Source organism: Peribacillus sp. P4_B1 (assembly GCF_056402395.1).
Map to the genome: position 1 here is coordinate 19,385 of NZ_JBFUHM010000018.1, position 17,208 is coordinate 36,592.

General features: G+C 39.6%; 17 protein-coding genes and 1 riboswitch. Of the genes, 9 read left to right on the forward strand and 8 right to left on the reverse strand.

What is annotated here, in order from left to right:
- Nucleotides 1-20: 20 nt before the first annotated feature.
- Nucleotides 21-599: a GNAT family N-acetyltransferase gene (locus AC1DVK_RS12420; protein ID WP_289320883.1), complete on the reverse strand. Its 579-nt coding sequence runs from the start codon at nt 597-599 to the stop codon at nt 21-23.
- Between the two features lie 103 nt (nt 600-702).
- Between AC1DVK_RS12420 and pdxR the strand changes: the two genes are divergently transcribed.
- The gene (pdxR, locus tag AC1DVK_RS12425; RefSeq protein ID WP_410861986.1) at nt 703-2,094 is read left to right on the forward strand and encodes a MocR-like pyridoxine biosynthesis transcription factor PdxR; all 1,392 of its coding nucleotides are present in this window, start codon (nt 703-705) and stop codon (nt 2,092-2,094) included.
- 62 nt (nt 2,095-2,156) lie between these two features.
- On the opposite strand, the gene AC1DVK_RS12430 is transcribed toward pdxR, so the two are convergent.
- Nucleotides 2,157-2,576, reverse strand: coding sequence for a MarR family winged helix-turn-helix transcriptional regulator (locus tag AC1DVK_RS12430; protein ID WP_061461943.1), 420 nt, complete (start codon nt 2,574-2,576; stop codon nt 2,157-2,159).
- A gap of 304 nt (nt 2,577-2,880) precedes the next feature.
- On the opposite strand from AC1DVK_RS12430, the gene AC1DVK_RS12435 reads away from it, so the two are divergent.
- Nucleotides 2,881-3,039, forward strand: coding sequence for a hypothetical protein (locus AC1DVK_RS12435; protein ID WP_477626581.1), 159 nt, complete (start codon nt 2,881-2,883; stop codon nt 3,037-3,039).
- Between the two features lie 15 nt (nt 3,040-3,054).
- Here AC1DVK_RS12435 and AC1DVK_RS12440 read toward each other — a convergent pair whose 3' ends face one another.
- Nucleotides 3,055-3,258, reverse strand: a complete 204-nt coding sequence (locus AC1DVK_RS12440) for a hypothetical protein (protein WP_081108978.1) — start codon at nt 3,256-3,258, stop codon at nt 3,055-3,057.
- Nucleotides 3,259-3,386: 128 nt separating this feature from the next.
- Here AC1DVK_RS12440 and ytvI point away from each other — a divergent pair, with 128 nt between their 5' ends.
- On the forward strand, nt 3,387-4,430 hold the full coding sequence (gene ytvI / locus AC1DVK_RS12445) for a sporulation integral membrane protein YtvI (RefSeq protein ID WP_176431975.1): 1,044 nt from the start codon (nt 3,387-3,389) through the stop codon (nt 4,428-4,430).
- 346 nt (nt 4,431-4,776) lie between these two features.
- Here the strand turns inward: ytvI and AC1DVK_RS12450 are convergent, their stop codons facing one another.
- Nucleotides 4,777-6,129: a hemolysin family protein gene (locus tag AC1DVK_RS12450; RefSeq protein WP_289338042.1), complete on the reverse strand. Its 1,353-nt coding sequence runs from the start codon at nt 6,127-6,129 to the stop codon at nt 4,777-4,779.
- 614 nt (nt 6,130-6,743) lie between these two features.
- Between AC1DVK_RS12450 and AC1DVK_RS12455 the strand changes: the two genes are divergently transcribed.
- From AC1DVK_RS12455 to uptA, 4 genes are all read left to right on the forward strand, one after another.
- Nucleotides 6,744-7,316 (forward strand): YitT family protein, encoded by a 573-nt coding sequence (locus AC1DVK_RS12455; RefSeq protein WP_410861983.1) that lies wholly within the window; start codon nt 6,744-6,746, stop codon nt 7,314-7,316.
- 93 nt (nt 7,317-7,409) lie between these two features.
- Nucleotides 7,410-8,123: a FixH family protein gene (locus AC1DVK_RS12460; protein WP_477626582.1), complete on the forward strand. Its 714-nt coding sequence runs from the start codon at nt 7,410-7,412 to the stop codon at nt 8,121-8,123.
- Nucleotides 8,124-8,227: 104 nt separating this feature from the next.
- Nucleotides 8,228-8,392, forward strand: a complete 165-nt coding sequence (locus tag AC1DVK_RS12465) for an Lmo0850 family protein (protein ID WP_477626583.1) — start codon at nt 8,228-8,230, stop codon at nt 8,390-8,392.
- A 163-nt stretch (nt 8,393-8,555) separates the two neighbouring features.
- Complete coding sequence (uptA, locus tag AC1DVK_RS12470; protein WP_061465991.1) at nt 8,556-9,185, forward strand: undecaprenyl phosphate transporter UptA; 630 nt, start codon at nt 8,556-8,558, stop codon at nt 9,183-9,185.
- A 49-nt stretch (nt 9,186-9,234) separates the two neighbouring features.
- Here the strand turns inward: uptA and AC1DVK_RS12475 are convergent, their stop codons facing one another.
- The 3 genes from AC1DVK_RS12475 to AC1DVK_RS12485 all read right to left on the reverse strand — a co-directional run bounded on the left by AC1DVK_RS12475 (nt 9,235) and on the right by AC1DVK_RS12485 (nt 13,077).
- On the reverse strand, nt 9,235-10,566 hold the full coding sequence (locus AC1DVK_RS12475) for a hemolysin family protein (RefSeq protein WP_410861981.1): 1,332 nt from the start codon (nt 10,564-10,566) through the stop codon (nt 9,235-9,237).
- A 279-nt stretch (nt 10,567-10,845) separates the two neighbouring features.
- On the reverse strand, nt 10,846-11,955 hold the full coding sequence (locus tag AC1DVK_RS12480) for a histidine kinase N-terminal domain-containing protein (RefSeq protein WP_477626584.1): 1,110 nt from the start codon (nt 11,953-11,955) through the stop codon (nt 10,846-10,848).
- A 234-nt stretch (nt 11,956-12,189) separates the two neighbouring features.
- Nucleotides 12,190-13,077, reverse strand: coding sequence for a cation diffusion facilitator family transporter (locus AC1DVK_RS12485; protein ID WP_125161088.1), 888 nt, complete (start codon nt 13,075-13,077; stop codon nt 12,190-12,192).
- 235 nt (nt 13,078-13,312) lie between these two features.
- A riboswitch (TPP riboswitch) is annotated at nt 13,313-13,414 on the forward strand.
- Nucleotides 13,415-13,523: 109 nt separating this feature from the next.
- Between AC1DVK_RS12485 and thiT the strand changes: the two genes are divergently transcribed.
- Nucleotides 13,524-14,102 (forward strand): energy-coupled thiamine transporter ThiT, encoded by a 579-nt coding sequence (gene thiT / locus AC1DVK_RS12490; RefSeq protein ID WP_477626585.1) that lies wholly within the window; start codon nt 13,524-13,526, stop codon nt 14,100-14,102.
- A gap of 84 nt (nt 14,103-14,186) precedes the next feature.
- Here thiT and AC1DVK_RS12495 read toward each other — a convergent pair whose 3' ends face one another.
- Complete coding sequence (locus tag AC1DVK_RS12495) at nt 14,187-14,714, reverse strand: universal stress protein (RefSeq protein WP_410861978.1); 528 nt, start codon at nt 14,712-14,714, stop codon at nt 14,187-14,189.
- A gap of 300 nt (nt 14,715-15,014) precedes the next feature.
- Here AC1DVK_RS12495 and AC1DVK_RS12500 point away from each other — a divergent pair, with 300 nt between their 5' ends.
- Nucleotides 15,015-17,051 carry a transglycosylase domain-containing protein gene (locus AC1DVK_RS12500; RefSeq protein WP_089363756.1) on the forward strand — a complete coding sequence of 679 codons (2,037 nt, stop codon included), beginning with the start codon at nt 15,015-15,017 and terminating at the stop codon, nt 17,049-17,051.
- The last annotated feature ends 157 nt before the right edge of the window (nt 17,052-17,208 follow it).

Sequence of the window (17,208 nt, forward strand, 5' to 3'; positions counted from 1 at the left end):
GGCACTTTTTTTCTCCTTCTTCACCTTGCCAAAAAAGCTTCCAAGTTCTTTTTCACACAGGACCATTCGTGCTCGAGAATGCTGTAGACCACCGTATTCCTTATCCTTCCACCTTGCAGTTTTTTCTCCATCCGTAAAATGCCTTCTTCAAGGGCACCGAGCCTGGCTATTGCTGCACGCGACCTTTTGTTCAATTCGTCCGTCCTGAATTCAACCCGTGTCATGTGCCACTTTTCAAAAGCATGCTGCAATAGCAGGTACTTACATTCTGTGTTAATGGCTGTCCGCCATTTATCGGGATGATACCAAGTCGAACCGATTTCCAGGGACTGATTATGAAATTGAATATTTCTGAAGCTAGTGCTGCCAACTATCGTATCATTAGTTTGATCGATAACGACAAATGGATGATGAAGTTCCTGCTCCCTTGCTCGGATGCCTTCCTTTACATAGGAAATCGCCTCTTCATATGACAAGATCTTTGTTGCGCTCCATTTCCATATTTCAGGTGGCAGGGAAGCAGCGTAAAGCGGTTCGATATGATGCTCCATCATTGGGGTTAGTATCACGTGTTTCCCGAGTAATTCGATATGTTCCATAATCTCCTCCTCTTGATTGATATTTTCATTATAAAAATATCCTGGTCCTATAATAAGGACCAAGGCTGATATAATTTATGGAACCAGTTTTTAGGAGGACCAAATGTTTGAAATCACTCTAACCTTAGATAAGACGAATAAAGAAGCTTTATATGTCCAATTGTATAAATACTTTAAAACGGAAATCGAGAATGGGCAAATAAAGGCAGGAATGAAACTGCCTTCTAAAAGAAAACTAGCCATGCATTTAGGAATAGGCCTTAATACAGTAGATACTGCTTATCAGCAGTTGATGGCAGAAGGGTATGTGGAAAGTCAATTAAGGAAAGGTTTTTACGTAGCTGATTTAGAACCGATCTCACCTTTGAATGAACCGTTGCATGTTACCGAAGAGAAGATGGGCCCTAAGGATGAAAGGAATATGATCGATTACAATCATGGCCGGGTGGACATGGATTCTTTCCCGCATGCTGTGTGGAAAAAATGCTTAAACAATACTTTGTATCTACAGGAAAGAAAAATGTTCATGAGTGGTGATCCCCAAGGGGAATGGGGGCTCCGGGCTGAGATCTCTTCCTATCTATTTCAATCGAGAGGAGTTCGCTGTGGCGCTGATCAAATCATCATTGGGGCAGGTACACAGTATTTCATCCATCTTCTGCTGTTGCTTCTTGGAAATGAGCGGATTTTTGGGTTGGAAGACCCTGGATTTCATCGGGTTAGGGAGGTACTGAGGTTGGAGGGAGCCAATATGGCTTTCATTCCATTAGATGAAGGTGGAATTAGTGTGGACTCTTTGAAAGAGAGTGCAGCGAATGTTGCCTATGTCACTCCTTCCCATCAATTTCCTTCCGGCATGATCATGCCGATAACTAGAAGGGTGGAATTATTGAATTGGGCAGTAGAAAAAGAGGGTTATATTATTGAAGATGATTATGACGGCGAATTCCGTCATGCAGGTAAACCGATTCCATCCTTGCAGGGGTTGGACACAAATGGAAAGGTCATCTATCTTGGCACGTTTTCAAAGTCGCTAATCCCGTCAATCAGGGTGGGCTATATGGTTTTACCCAAGGAGTTGGCTTTCGACTATCAGCAGAAGTTAATAGGATACAAACAGACCGTTTCCAGAATTATTCAGGAAACGCTCTGTCTTTTTATGATAAATGGACATTGGGAACGCCACCTGAATAAAATGCGTACGATTTATCGTAAAAAGAATAAGGTGTTGCTGAATGCAATTGAAGAGAATTTCCATGATCATGTAGCCGTAATCGGTGAAAAGTCAGGATTACACGTTCTTTTAAAAGTAAAAAACGGCATAAGTGAGTCAGAGCTCATTCAAAAAGCTGCCAGTGTTGGGGTTACAGTCCATCCAACTTCGGTTTATCACTCAAAAAACGTAAAAGGGCCGACTATTTTGATTGGGTACGGTGGTTTAACCGAAAGGGAAATCGAAGAAGGAATCCGACTTTTAAAAAAGGTATGGCTATAGCTTGATTCGTACAGGAAAATGGAAAGGCCGTGATTCTCTCAACAATAATATAAGACACCCATTCAGTTTCTTATATTATTGAGGATTTTAAGGACCGTCTGGAAAAACAAGTCCTGTTCTTCTTCAGTAATGCCATCCAGGGCTTTTCCTTCAATTTTCTCTGCAATTTTAAGGCATTTTGTATGTACCTCTTTGCCCCGGGGAGTCAGCTCGATCCGTTTTTCCTGTTCATCTTTACCAGGGACCTGTTTAATCATATTATTCTGTTCCATGCTGTTGACCGAACGTGTGATAATAACATTATCTACATCCAAGTAATTACAGATATCTGGGATTGTGGAATATCCACAGTTTTTTAAATAATTCAGGATTGTCCACTGATTATGATAAATTTCAAGGGCTGTAATTTGTTCATTCATTTTGCTGACTAATGATCTGGATACTTGTAAATATTGATGAAATAATTGAGTAGGGTTCGTCATAGGATTCTCCTTTATAATGGTCGACCAGTCCATTATATTCTTTAATTCTTAAAAGTCTATTGTAATGAATCATTTATTTCAGTCAATGTTTATTTTTGGAAACACTTCAGGAATGGGAAAGATAATGGCTGAATGAATAGAATTAATCGAGAACCCAGACTCGCAAAATCCTCACAATGGGGGAAGGATATACAAGCTGATAAGAGGAAGCTTAATAATGGATGCGCATATTTTTTTCCATGTAAATGAATTTTTTTGCCCGTAACCTGATGGAAAACAGACTGATTTCCCATGAAAAGCAGATATGATAAAAAAAGCAATGGTGAAAACGGGGATGGAAAATACCATCATTCAAAAGGTGCCCATATCGGTAACTGTATTTCTTCAAGAAAAGGGCTGCCAAATAGCACACTTTGAAGCTGAATGCAAAGATATCCCGCAAACAAAAAACCAGCCTCTTTAGTGGCTGGTTTTTGCTTTAAAACCTGTCGCTGGTGGAGCGGTGTTTTGTTTCCTTTTTATTTCTTTCTTCTTGTCGTTCATATTTAATTTCATCAATTGGTAAATCTTCAATGGGCATGACTACTTGATCACGTTCCAGCTGTTTTTCCTGATTTTTTTTGAATGCCTTGGATTTATCATTGCGTTCTTCAAGATACTTTTCTTTATCTTTATTATCCAATGTCAATCCCTCCATCTCTTTGTAACTCTTTTTCCCTTTATTGAGAAAATAAAACGTATAAGCGAAATATATGTGACCCAGTTTCATAAATATAAGGAGAACAAGAAAGTGCAAGGAGGGTTTGTTCAGTGAATGTCGCTGTCTTTTTCCGCTGGTTTTGGAGGGGTATTTTCCTTTTAGGCATATTAATCGTCATTCCCTATTCATGGGCTTTGATTTTAGCATTACTCACAGCCATTCTATTGGATGGATTGGTCCGCATGATTGGTGAAACGGCAAAACTGCATCGGCTTTGGGCAGTATTGATTTCATTTGTTTTATATGTAGGCGGGCTTATGAGCATCACTTATTTTTCCTTTTCGGTTTTAATCAAGAAGATCATTGTCTATTCTGAAGAATTTCCTGGATTCATACGTGAAATGTATTTGACGGCGATATTGCCAGTCATAAGGCAGTGGGAACGATATTCCCAAACATTGCCGCCAAATCTCATTCTGTCAATAGAACAAACGATGGAAAAGGGGGTCAAGGCTCTAGAGGGGTTCACAGAGGGCTTTGTTCAGGATATGGTGCAATTCGTTACGCTTATTCCGGGATTTTTCATTGATTTTTTAATTTATTTAATCGCTTTATTCTTAATTAGTCTTGAATTGCCAAAGTTAAGAAAAAAGGCATTCCTTTATTTGAAGATATCCACCTATCAAAAGATATCGCTAGTTTATCAAAATTTAAGTATAGCAGCAGTTGGCTTCATCAAGGCACAAATCCTATTGAGTTTAATTACGTTCATCATGGCTTATGGAGGACTATGGTTGTTAAATGTGAAGTATACGATTCCATTGGCACTGTTAATAGTTGTTGTGGACATTCTTCCTATCTTGGGGACGGGGTCTGTACTGGTTCCTTGGGCAATAATTGTTTGGGCGCAAGGAAACCATCATCTAGGGATTGGCCTCGTTATCCTGTTCCTGGTCATTACCATTATAAGAAGGACCATCGAACCAAAAATTTATTCAGCAAATATGGGATTGAGCCCATTGGCATCGTTGGTCAGTCTTTATTTAGGGTTTAAAATGCTTGGTTTCATTGGGCTTTTCCTTGGACCTTCGATATTGATCGTTTATGATACGTTAAAAAAAACTGGTGTCATTAAATCCAACTTCAAAATATGAAAGATTATTAGAGGTTTTTTGCCTGGTTTCTTAAATTTGACATATCTTTTATCGCTTTTCCTTGACCCTTGCAATGATTGCAGTCCCGGGAAAAGAATTGTAGAAAACGGGTTTTCCCTTTCCCTTTGCAGTGTTGGCAAATGGTTATGAGTTTCATAATTCCTCACTCCTTCAAAAAGTATCGCTTTTCTAACAGTATGAAACAATAAAGGTAGAACTATACTTAATTATTATCATTCAATCTAAATGCAGCAGGTTTTATATAATATGTATTTATTTTATTTCATGTACCGGTTGAAAAAAAATAACCCCCTTTCCTAATGTCAATTAGGAAAGGGGGTTATTATCATGAAACAATTTCAGTTTGTGATATCATCGGAAATTCTTTTACTTCGCTTACGACTTTAGCTGGTTTATATATTTCAATATAACAGATATGGTGATCTTTCATTTCTTTTATCTTAAAGTTATAGGGACCATAAGTCAGGATATCACCTTGTTTGGCTTCGTAATTCTCGGTAAGGATCCATCCGCCCATCGTATCAATATCCTCATCGTTGATATCCAATCCAAGTAAATCATTCACTTCACTGATTAATACCTTGGCATCAATGATATAGTGATCTTCTTTTAATTTGCGGACATCCGGCACTTCATCCAGGTCGAACTCATCGCGGATATCGCCGACGATTTCCTCAAGGATATCTTCAACGGTCACCAAACCTGATGTACCGCCGTATTCATCCATGAGGATAGCCATGTGAATGCGTTCCTTTTGCATTTTTAAAAGTAAATCATGAATAGGGATGCTGTCAATGACACGTATGATCGGACGAACATATCGGTTGATCACTGATGCGGCCTGGTTGTTCTTGTCGATCATTTCTGTGAATAGCTCTTTGATATTGACCATTCCGATAACATGATCTTTATCCCCATCGATGACAGGATATCGTGTAAAGTTCTCTTCCGCCATAACGGTGAAAAACTGTTGGATCGTATCATCTTTGGATACCGTTGCTATTTCTGTACGTGGAACCATGATTTCTTTTGCAATCCGATCATCGAATTCAAAAATTTTATTCACATATTTAAACTCTGATTGGTTAATTTCGCCACTTTTGTAGCTTTCAGAAACAATGATACGTAGCTCTTCTTCTGTATGAGCCAAATCATGTTCGGAAACTGCTTTTAATCCTAGCATTTTTGTAAGCGTCCTTGCAGAGCCGTTCAGTACCCAGATGAAAGGATACATGACCTTGTTAAAACCAATTAAAGGTTTGGAAACCAATAATGTTACTTGCTCCGCTTTTTGAATCGCCAATGTTTTCGGTGCCAATTCCCCTACAACCACATGTATGAAGGTAATGGAAAAAAAGGCAATTGCAACTGAGAGTGCTTGTGAAGCGGAATCTGGAAGATTCAATTGATTTAAGAGCGGGTGCAAAATGGTTTCAACTGTCGGTTCCCCAAGCACCCCAAGCCCTAAAGCGGTAACTGTAATCCCGAGCTGGCATGTTGAGAGGTATTCATCCAGGTTGGATATTACCTTCTTTGCTGAAAGTGCATTCGGCTTTCCTTCTTCAATTAATTGATCGACCCTCGTGCTTCTCACTTTAACAATCGCAAACTCCGTAGCTACAAAAAATGCTGTTAAAGCAATTAAAATGGCAATAAGAACCAAGTTTATTATGTCCAAATAGTCTCCCTTAACTCGCCTACGAGACGAATAAGGAGTCCACCTCCTACATTTTAAAATATACAAGTATATTTTTTTTGCCTTGCTGAATATTTTCGGGAATCATTCAAACTAGCTATGGTATATGGATGTGCAGCTGCTTGAACTCCCATTTTTTTAAGTGATGAAGAGAATAAAAGTATATGCCGATAAGCGATGCGTAGACGGGAAATAGAAGAATTTCTGTATGAAGGAGTGCAGCCATTTTTCAAGAATATGCACATATCCGTTACGCAAAGCAGCGTCCGTCCGTCAAAACGAACATTCTTTAATGCCCCATCAAATCACCTCAATTTAATTAATTTAAATACTTTCATTATAGAAAGAGTTAATGATTCAGTCAAATAGCTTACGGCTCCTTAAATCCGGTAAATTGCTTGTAAAGGATCAATTTGAGCTAATATTTAGCGATATTTGACTGTTTTCTTTACTTTATTGCATTCTATTATAGAATATTCAGAAAACCGAGGACCTGCTTCATAAAAAATTGGTCAGTTTCATTATTTTTTGGACGGTATAAACATATTCTATAGAAACTGGACAGGTTTTAATGCAGATTAATGGGGGTGGCGGCCATGAAAATCATGGAAAGGATGGCAGCGATCATTGCCGGCAGCATGCTAGTGGGTGTGGGTATCAATTTTTTTCTGATACCTTTTCATTTATTGGATGGGGGCATGATAGGTATTGGCCTGATTTTTCATTACTATTTTGGACTGCCAACAGGCCTTGGTGTGATTTTGAGCAGCATTCCATTATATATATATGCTTGGTTCTTTGAAAAAAAACTATTTCTGAACAGCTTGCATGGCTTGCTTTTTTCCTCTTTATGCATCGATATTTTTTCCGATGCCGTCACCGGATGGGATCTCCCCATATATGTAAGTGCGATAATTGGGGGAGGGTTGATTGGCCTTGGAATAGGCTTGATGCTTCGGTATGGGACCTCTACAGGCGGAACGGATATGTTGGCACAGATCCTTTCCAGGAAGAGTGGGCTCAATGTCGGTTTGCTGATTTTTATCATTGATGGATGCGTACTGCTTTGCGGATTAAGCGTTGTAGGGACTTCCATTTTTTTATATTCATTTTTAACCATCATCGCGGTAGCCATGCTGACTTCAGTTACCGTGATGAGAACTGGTTGATGTGGATGATGTATAAAAATCCGAAAAAAGGAAAGGATGGGGAATATGGAAAGAGTAGATTTCTAGTCAAATAAATTGTAAGGGGAAGTTATTATGAAAAAATTCTATATGTGTTCTGCGTTGTTATTCATGCTGGCTGGGTGCCAAGAGTCTGAAATGCCAGAGGATAAAGAAGTGAACAGCGCTGTTCCAGAATCGATGGATGCATCGATCGTCATTAAAGGGAAATTGGAGCCTGGAAAAGAAGTCATTCTTGAAACGACAGTAAAACAAGGAAGCCAATTGGTGAATGAAGCTGATGAGGTAATGTTTGAAGTGAGAAAGTCCGGACAGGATAAACGGACAATGCTGGAATCGAAGAGTACTGGAAGTGGCAAGTATCAAGTGATGCATACATTTGATGAACAAGGCAAATATATTGTGGTTTCCCATGTAACTGCCAAAGGCCTTCATGTGATGCCGGCAAAAGAAGTTGTCGTTCCAGAACATGAAAGTGAAGGTGCATCAGCTCATCCGAGTACGGATGTATCAATCGAGTTTCAAAGTAACCCTGTAAAGGCAGGAAAAAGTTCGAACTTTGAAGCAAACGTAGAATTGGATGGGAAGCCACTGACAAATGCAGATGTGAATTTCGAGGTGTGGAAGGAAGGCAGTGAGGAGAGTCATTTCACCAAAGCAGAAGAAGATGGAAATGGTACATATCAAAATAAGGTATCATTTGAAGAATCGGGAACATATAAGGTGCAGGTACATGTAGAAAAAGATGAAGTGCATGAACATCAACTGCAAACCATTCAAGTAAATTGACTCCGTGTAAAATGTTTTTTTGGAAGGAATGTTTTAAATAGGTTTTATCCTTTCGTTAAATGGGAAGTTAATGGATAACGATACAGCTGAAAGGGAGGGTAAGCATGAATAATCAAATGATCAACAAGTATAAAAATCTCGGGATTCATATTGAAAAAACGAAATCACGCCAGGAGATTTTCACTAATGTTTCACAAAATGATTCATCCTTACCCACCACGGCTGATTTTTCTCAATTTTCCCAAAAACGGGAGCTAAAAGAATATTGATGCAATGAGACCGGAGCACATATCAGCTGGTCTTTTTTTGTGCATTCCTAAAAGTGATATAAAGTGAAGCAGGATATGAAAAATCGAATAGAACCTTATAAGCTGAAATAGGATAGAAGGACAAACAATTTGAAATCAGCGGTAAGGGGAGTCCGATTGCATGATATCACAGCTTATTATGACTATATTGAATTGGTTTGCAGAAATGGGGTATATGGGGATTTTATTGGGGCTGATGGTTGAAATCATCCCGAGTGAGCTTGTTCTCGGATACGGTGGTTATTTGGTTGGCCTGGGGAAAATGACTTTTTGGGGAGCTGTCCTTGCAGGTGTGGTAGGTGGGACGATGGCACAATTATTTCTTTATTGGGCTGGTTATTATGGCGGACGGCCCTTTCTCTTAAAGTATGGAAAATATATTTTAATTAAAGAAAATCATATCGTAATGGCTGAAGAGTGGTTTCAACGTTATGGGGTAGGCGTGATTTTTACGGCTCGATTCATTCCTGTGGTTCGCCATGCCATTTCCATCCCTGCGGGAATTGCAAGGATGTCTGTTTGGAAGTTTATATTTTATACGGTTGCCGCTGTCATCCCTTGGACCATTTTGTTTCTATCCTTAGGACGGATCCTCGGCGAAAATTGGCAGCAAATCAGGGAAATAACTGCACCTTATATAATTCCGGGAGCTGGTTTTTCCGTTGTCCTTATTATGCTTTATATCATATGGAAAAAAAATACTACGCCTCCAATCGTAACGGTCAAAAAAATGGGACGGTTATCCGATAAGTGAACACAAAAAGCCACGTAAAATGACTTTATACGTGGCTTTTCTTAAATAATTATCCTTGGGGAAGGTCCTCTTCCAAAGGAAGCTGTACGACCTTTTTTGTTACCTCGATGGAACGAATGGCGTGGTCTTCCATTTCAATCACTTTAAAGCAGAATCCGTCTTTTTCCATGATGTCCCCTACATTCACATCATAATTTTCAGTAAGGACCCATCCTCCTATAGTATCGACATCATCTTCATCTAAGTGAATGCCAAGTAAATCATTCACTTCCTTTACAAGAAGTTTAGAGTCTAATATATAGTGTCCATCCTTAATTTTCCTGATTGATGCAACTTCATCGATATCGAATTCATCACGAATTTCCCCAACGATTTCCTCTAGGATGTCTTCAACTGTGACAAGGCCCGAAGTTCCGCCGTATTCATCCATCAAAATAGCCATATGAATGCGTTCTTTTTGCATTTTCAACAGCAAATCGTGGATGGGTATATTCTCCATGACTCGAATGATCGGACGAGCGTAATTTTCAATCGCTTTGATGTGGATTTCACGATTCTTTATAAGATCCGAGAAGACTTCCTTTAAGTTCACTAAGCCGATGACATGGTCTTTATCACCTTCGACAACAGGATATCGAGTGTATTTCTCCAATTTGGCCACATCGACGAATTCCTGTACCGTTTCATCTTTTGATATGGTCATGATTTCTGTCCTAGGAACCATGATTTCCTTAGCAACACGGTCATCGAATTCAAAAATGTTGCTGACATATTTAAATTCCGATTGGTTAATCTCTCCGCTTTTATAGCTATCAGATAGGATGAAACGCAATTCTTCTTCCGTATGTGCTATTTCACTTTCGGATGCAGGCTTGAAGCCAAATAATCCGACAACGAAACGAGAAGAATGATTCAATATCCAGATGAAGGGAAAGGCAATCTTATGGAAAAAAATCAGAGGGCTGGCAATAGCCAAGGCTACTTGCTCGGCCTTTTGGATGGCAACGGTCTTTGGAGCCAATTCACCTACAACCACATTCAGGAACGTTATCAGGGAAAACGAAATGACAAATGTCAGAATGTTTGTGACTTCTTGTGGGATGTTCAAGGCATTGAATAAAGGCCCAACCAATTTGAGGATGGTCGGTTGTCCTAGCCACCCCAATCCTAGAGCGGTAACGGTGATTCCAAGCTGTGTGGCGGATAGGTATTCATCCAGATCGGATGTAACCTTCTTGGCCGCAATGGCTTTTTTGTTTCCCTCTTCAATCAATTGATCAATCCTAGAGCTGCGAACCCTTATGATCGAAAATTCCGAAGCTACAAAAAAGGCAGTTAAAGCGATTAAAATAATGACTAATAAAAAACTTAATATGTCCAATTAGTGTGGGACTTAATTGAATCGCCTGATGTACCGAACGACTTAATTATCCCAGTCACCTCCCAAAACCAATAATGAATGAACTGATGGTAGTGTATTAAATGTTAGAAGAAAAATAAGTATCGTTTATCTTGTATGAAATTATGATGGTTTTTATTTTCAAACTATTGGTCATTCACCTCGATTAGTAGTGGAACCTAACTATTAGTATAAGTAACTGGACGCCAATCAGTCAAAAATTTCAAACTGAAAACCCAAGGAAATAAGGATATTTATCCATTATTTAGTTTTCAATTGTATGGAAAAGGTCGTCAGGAAATCGGTAGAGTGGCAGGATAAGGTTCCTTGATGTTTTAAAACGATTTCTTTACAGACGAATAGTCCCAATCCCGTTCCCCTTTTTTTTGTGGTGATGAATGGTTCAAAAATATTCGGCAGGACTTCGTCCGGTATCTTTGGCCCATTGTTGGAAATGTTTAAAGTAAGAATGCCGGGTGGTGATTCAGAGCCTGATATATAAATGGACGGGGATGGCATTCCGGCGACCACATCAAGAGCATTTAAAATGATATTAAGTAAAACTTGGCGAAACTCTTCTTTAGAACCGGAAATGACGGCATCATCGGCAATATTACATGTTATCGAAGCATTTACTTCCAAAATGCTGGGATATAAAAATTCGATTACCTCATTCACTAGCTGAGCAATCGAAAATAGATCAGTTTGTGCTTCTGAAGTTTCTTTTTTGGAAATATTAAGAAATTGAGTGATCCGGTAATTGAGCTGATCCAATTCCTTTGAAATGATATCAAGATATTTTATCTGCGGTTGCTCTGCCTGTAACAATTGTATGAATCCCATTATGGAAGTCAGTGGATTTCGGAATTCATGGACGAAGCTTGAGGTCATTTGGCCAAGGAGCGTCAAACGGTCTTTATGGTTTGGGCTAATGAATTGATAGTGTTCTTTAAGTTCCATCGTTTTCAATTCGGTATAACAGGATAATGCAAAATGAATTAGTTTATCGAAGTAAACGTTTATTTGCTTAATTAAATCGGATACTTCTTCTTTCGTTGCCTCGGAATTCAAAACGTGCTCAACGATGGTGGATCTGCCGATGGTTGCAGTGGAAAAGAAATTTTCCATATCCAATTGTTTATTGACTCGATCACACGCAATTTTTTCACCTACGACCTTCAGTACATCGTCTATGTCAGTATCCGATTTCCCAAGCTGATCCATTAGCAGATTGAAAATATGTTCCACTTCTCCTTTAAAATACCCCATATATCCGTCCGATAAATGGAGCAACTGATCTTTCCATTTGGAAATGATGCTGTTTTTTTGAGAAGATAAAAAGTGAATGGTCATTTCTCGATTAGATACCATTTTGCCCTCCATACTGTAGGAAAATGAATTTTACTTTCGACCCAGAAATTAATTTATTTGAATAAAATACAAAATATTAAAATAATTATTTTGCTTTTATGATAACAGATTAATGTTTTTTACACATGTGTCAATTGGATAAATATTCGGCAATTAATCGATAAATACCTTTTTTTGACACAGTTTTATTAAAGGAATTGCAGGATTTAATAATAAAAAAAGGTATCCGCAAAGTTAATGACGGTTACCTTTTTTATTAAATGCATATGGTTCAATGTGAACGATCACATGCTGGATGTTATATTCCTTCAAAAGATTCTCTTCGATTTTAACCGTAATATCGTGACCTTGGATGACGGTCAAAAGAGGGTTAACATGTACGGTAGTTTCGAGCAGGATTTCACTTCCGTGCATACGGGCTTTAATTTCACTCATGTCCTTAACGCCTTCTGTCAGTATAATGGTTTGTCCGATCTTTTGCAGGAGCTGCTCGTCGAAACCATCGGTTAAAGAGATGGATGCATCACGGAAGATATCCCAGGCCGTTTTACAGATGATGATCCCTACTACAGCAGCAGCTATCGCATCCAGCCAAGGGATTCCCATCTTAGTACCGATGATTCCTATAAAAGCACCAACACTGACAAGGGCATCGGAACGATTATCCTGTGCAACGGCGTAGATGGAAGAGCTGTTGATCTTTTTACTTAACGCTAAGTTATAACGGTAGATTCCGTACATGAAGATTGCAGAGAAAAGAGCGACATAACCGGTCAGCATATTTGGAACGGTTGTTGAATCTTGCTGGAAGAAGGATTCTATAGCACTGTAAACAACCTGGATGCCCACGGTAATCATGATGAAGGCAGCTACCAGCGAGGCTATGGTTTCTGCCCGTAAATGACCATATGAATGATTATCATCAGGAGGTCTCTTCGAAATTTTCAAACCAATCAATACGGCTATGGAAGCGATGATGTCGGTCGTATTATTTAAACCATCTGCCCAAAGCCCTTTAGAATCACCGAAATAACCGAATGACAATTTAAGAGCAGACAAGAATATGTAAGCGGCAATGCTTATGTAGGCGCCTTTTTCAGCTGAAATCGAATGTTTATCCATGTCTAATCCCTCCCCGGTGTAAATTAAAAGATATCAAAACAAACCTTAGTGAGTCTATAGAAAAGTTGTTGCATTTAGCCATCTAACCTGGTTAATTGCAGATGTATTGAAGTTGGTTAAAAGAAAGGGTACCTCCATAAATATGGGAGTGGTAAGTTTTTATGATATGACATTTTCTTTAAGTTGTCTTTTATAGAAACTAGTAGTATATTCTAACCGAGGATCGAAAATTAAATACTTCCACAAGGGGAGCCAAAAGGCTGAGAGTGAACGGTTGAGTTCAGACCCTATGAACCTGATAGTTAACACTAGCGTAGGGATGTGGTTTTGGATACAAGCAATACTGGGCATCCATTACCGCCCCGGTGTTGCTTTTTTGTTTGTGCAAAATCTGGCAGGGAGGGAACTCATGGACATTTTTCATTTTTGGAGAAGGGAGAGACATGATGAAAAATAAAACGTTATTCATGACAGAGGTTGCCATTTTTGCTTCACTGGCTTTATTACTGGATTTGGTTTCTGGATTCATTTTTTCAAGAATCTGGCCGCAAGGAGGCTCGATTTCAATAGCCATGGTACCGATTTTTCTGATGGCATATCGGTGGGGCATCAAAGGTGGTATGTTAACCGGATTGTTACTTGGGCTTTTGCAGATCGTCAGTGGTACAGCATGGATCAGCACGCCGATTCAAGGCTTCATTGATTATTATCTTGCCTTTACGGTTGTCGGGATATCCGGTGTATTCATGAATAAGTTTGTAAATAGCTATAAAAAGGAAAAGCGTTCCAAAGCGAAGTGGTATGGGATTGGCGGCATGTTTTTGGGCAGTTTTCTGAGGTTTCTGTGTCATTTCATATCCGGAATCGTGTTTTTTGGCTCTGCAGCTCCAAAAGGACAGCCAGTAGTGATTTATTCATTCATTTATAATGGGACTTATATGCTGATCAGTTTTATTTTATCGGCCCTTGTGGTGATGATGTTATATTCGGCTGCTTCAAGTGTATTACTGAAAAAAGCCTATTAACAAAAAAAGCCGGATTCTATAAAGAATTCGGCTTTTTTCGGAGATTAAGCAAATTGAGTCTTACAGGGCGAAACGGCTCAATCCTCATTTTGCAATGAATACCGAACAGGGTGCGTTTTTCGCAATGGAGCTGCTTGTACTGCCAAGAAAGAATTTTTCCAAACCGCTTTTAGCGCTATTGCCTACAACGATGAGGTCGGCAGCAGTTCTTGCCGCATATTCACATACGCTATCTGGCGCATGTCCTTCCAATATCTCGAATTTCCCCTTGACTTGACATTCACTTAGCAATCTCAACGTATTACTTTCTGCGTTCTGAACACTACTCTCAACGGCGGAAGGGGTGTTATTGACCATTTGAATTTCTGGTTGTTCGACTTCAACGACGGGATGTGTCTGGACGGGATCCACATAAAATCCAGCAGCCGGTACAAACCCCGGCGCCGAGGCGTTTCCCATGATACGCTGCTCAACCTTATCAAATAGGACATGAACTACGGTCAGCTCGGCCTCAGGAAAGGCCTTTTTCAATGTTGCTCCATATTCCACTGCACGTTTACTTTCTTCATTTCCATCAAAAGCGACGACAATATGTTTTAAATTTTTTTTCATGCCATCTCTCCCCTTTTATAAGTCTTTAAAGTGTTATACCCACTTTTTAAGGGGTTCACGCCATTAATCGGTATATAGATTGCAAATTACGGGTAAAGGATAGATACGGTCATTATTAAAAATGGTAGGATGAAAATCCTGGTCCTTCAATTAGTCGCGGGCTTATTTTTCATTCGGTGAAGGGGGTATCATCGGCAACGAAACCGATACCCGGGTATAGTGCTAAAGAAAAGGCGACTTAGCTTAGGCCTTTTAGTCAATCGACGAGTTTTCTTTAATAAAAGGGGTAAAATATTTTTAATGAAACATGTCGCAGATTGGAAAATGGGGGTACAAATGAGAGGGTTAGTGAAATTAGGTCTAATTATTATATTGGTGATTGTGGTTTTAGGCGCCGGTTCACTTTTTTATTTCAGACAGGTTGCAGATATAAGCCATCTTCAAAATATTCTTCAGCAACCAACAGGAATCTATGATCGGGATGGAAATCTTGCCAGCACGATCACGGCAAATAAATCCGAAGGTGTTTCGATAGATGAAATACCGGAACATATGAAACAAGCGGTGGTTTCCATTGAGGATCACCGTTTTTATGAACATCACGGCATAGATTATCAAGGGATTTTGCGAGCGCTGATTAAAAATGCGAAGGCCGGAAGTGTTGTTGAAGGAGGGAGCACGCTTACCCAGCAGCTTGTGAAGATTACGATGCTGGAGTCGAATCGAACACTGAAGAGGAAGATTGAAGAGTTTTTTCTGGCCCAGGAAGTTGAAGATAAATATACAAAAGCTGAAATTCTGGATATGTATTTGAATCAAGTTTATTTTGGCCATGGGGCATGGGGAATTAAAAAGGCCGCAAATATTTACTTTTCCAAAGAGGTCTCTGAATTGACCGTTGCCGAGGGAGCCTTGCTGGCAGGTGTCATTAACTTGCCATCCAAACTTGATCCATATAAGAACTTAGACGGGGCAGTGAAGCGGCGTAATTTGGTTCTTTCTAAAATGGCGGAACATGGTTATTTGACGAAAGATGAAGCAGCGGCTGCAAAAAAAGATACAGTGACACTTCACATGGGGGAGAAGGAAACCGATCCATTAAAAGGGAAGTACCCTTATTATGTCGATCATGTTTTATCGGAAGCATCAAGCAAATATGGAATAAAGCTTGAGGACCTGCTTTCAAAGGGCTATAAAATATACACGACACTGGACCAATCCATGCAGCAGGCTACAGAATCCGTGTATGCGAATGAAGCCAATTTTCCAGTTGGAACGAGTACAGGAGAAATGGTTCAAAGTGGATCAGTCCTCCTTGATCCTAAAACAGGAGGGATAAGGGCAATTGTCGGTGGGAGAGGAAAGCATCAATTTATGGGATATAACCGGGCAACCCAGCTGACAAGATCTCCTGGTTCATCCATTAAACCACTTGTCGTTTATACTCCAGCGGTTGAAGAGGGATACGGCATCACTGCCCCTTTGAAGGATGAAAAAATGAGCTTTGGGGAATATGAGCCAACAAACCTGAGCGGTGTATATAAAGGAGAAGTACCCATGTATGAAGCGGTGATGAATTCCTTGAATGTACCAACGGTTTGGCTTTTGAATGAGATTGGCATCGATAAGGGGCTGGATTCTCTTAAACGGTTTGGGATTCCTTATGAAAAGGATGATCGAAATCTGTCGCTTGCTTTAGGAGGGATGAAGAAAGGTGTGTCCCCGCTGCAGATGGCAGGAGCCTTTTCAGCATTCGCCAACAGCGGGGAACGTATGGAAACCCATGCCATTGTAAAAATAGAAAATAATGATGGAAAAGAGGTAGCCGCCTGGAAAAAGGAAAGCACCAAAGTAACCTCTAAAGGCGTCGTCGATAAAATGAATTCCATGTTGCTTGGTACAGTGGAATATGGCACAGGGAAAAACGCAGCTGTATCGGGTTATGAAATAGCAGGTAAAACAGGTTCAACACAAGTTCCCATCGAAGGAATATCAGGGGTTAAAGATCAATGGTTCATCGGTTATTCACCTTCGTTGGTCGGTGCAGTATGGGCTGGATATGATAAAACGGATGAAAAGCATTATTTAACGACACACAGCAGTCAGGGAACTGCAATCATCTTTCAAAAAATAATGTCGAGAGCATTACAGAATCAAGCATCTCAATCTTTTAATACTCAAGATATCGGACCGCTTATAGCTAAACAACAGGCAGTTATAGCTGAGCAACAGGTAAAGAAAGAAGAGGAGGACAAAAGGAAGCAATATTGGATTGATAAAGGAAAAGAAATTCGGAATGGTTTGAAAAAATGGAGGGATTGGGATGTGCCGTGGTAATTTTCATGAAATGGGAGCATGGCACGCCCGTACTTTCCAATAAATTAGCATAAAAAAAAGACTGTCAATCATTGACAGTCTTTCATCATTCATTAAAAAATGAGATTTGCTATTATGCCGATTACGACGATTGCGCCTATCACCATTAAAATGGTTC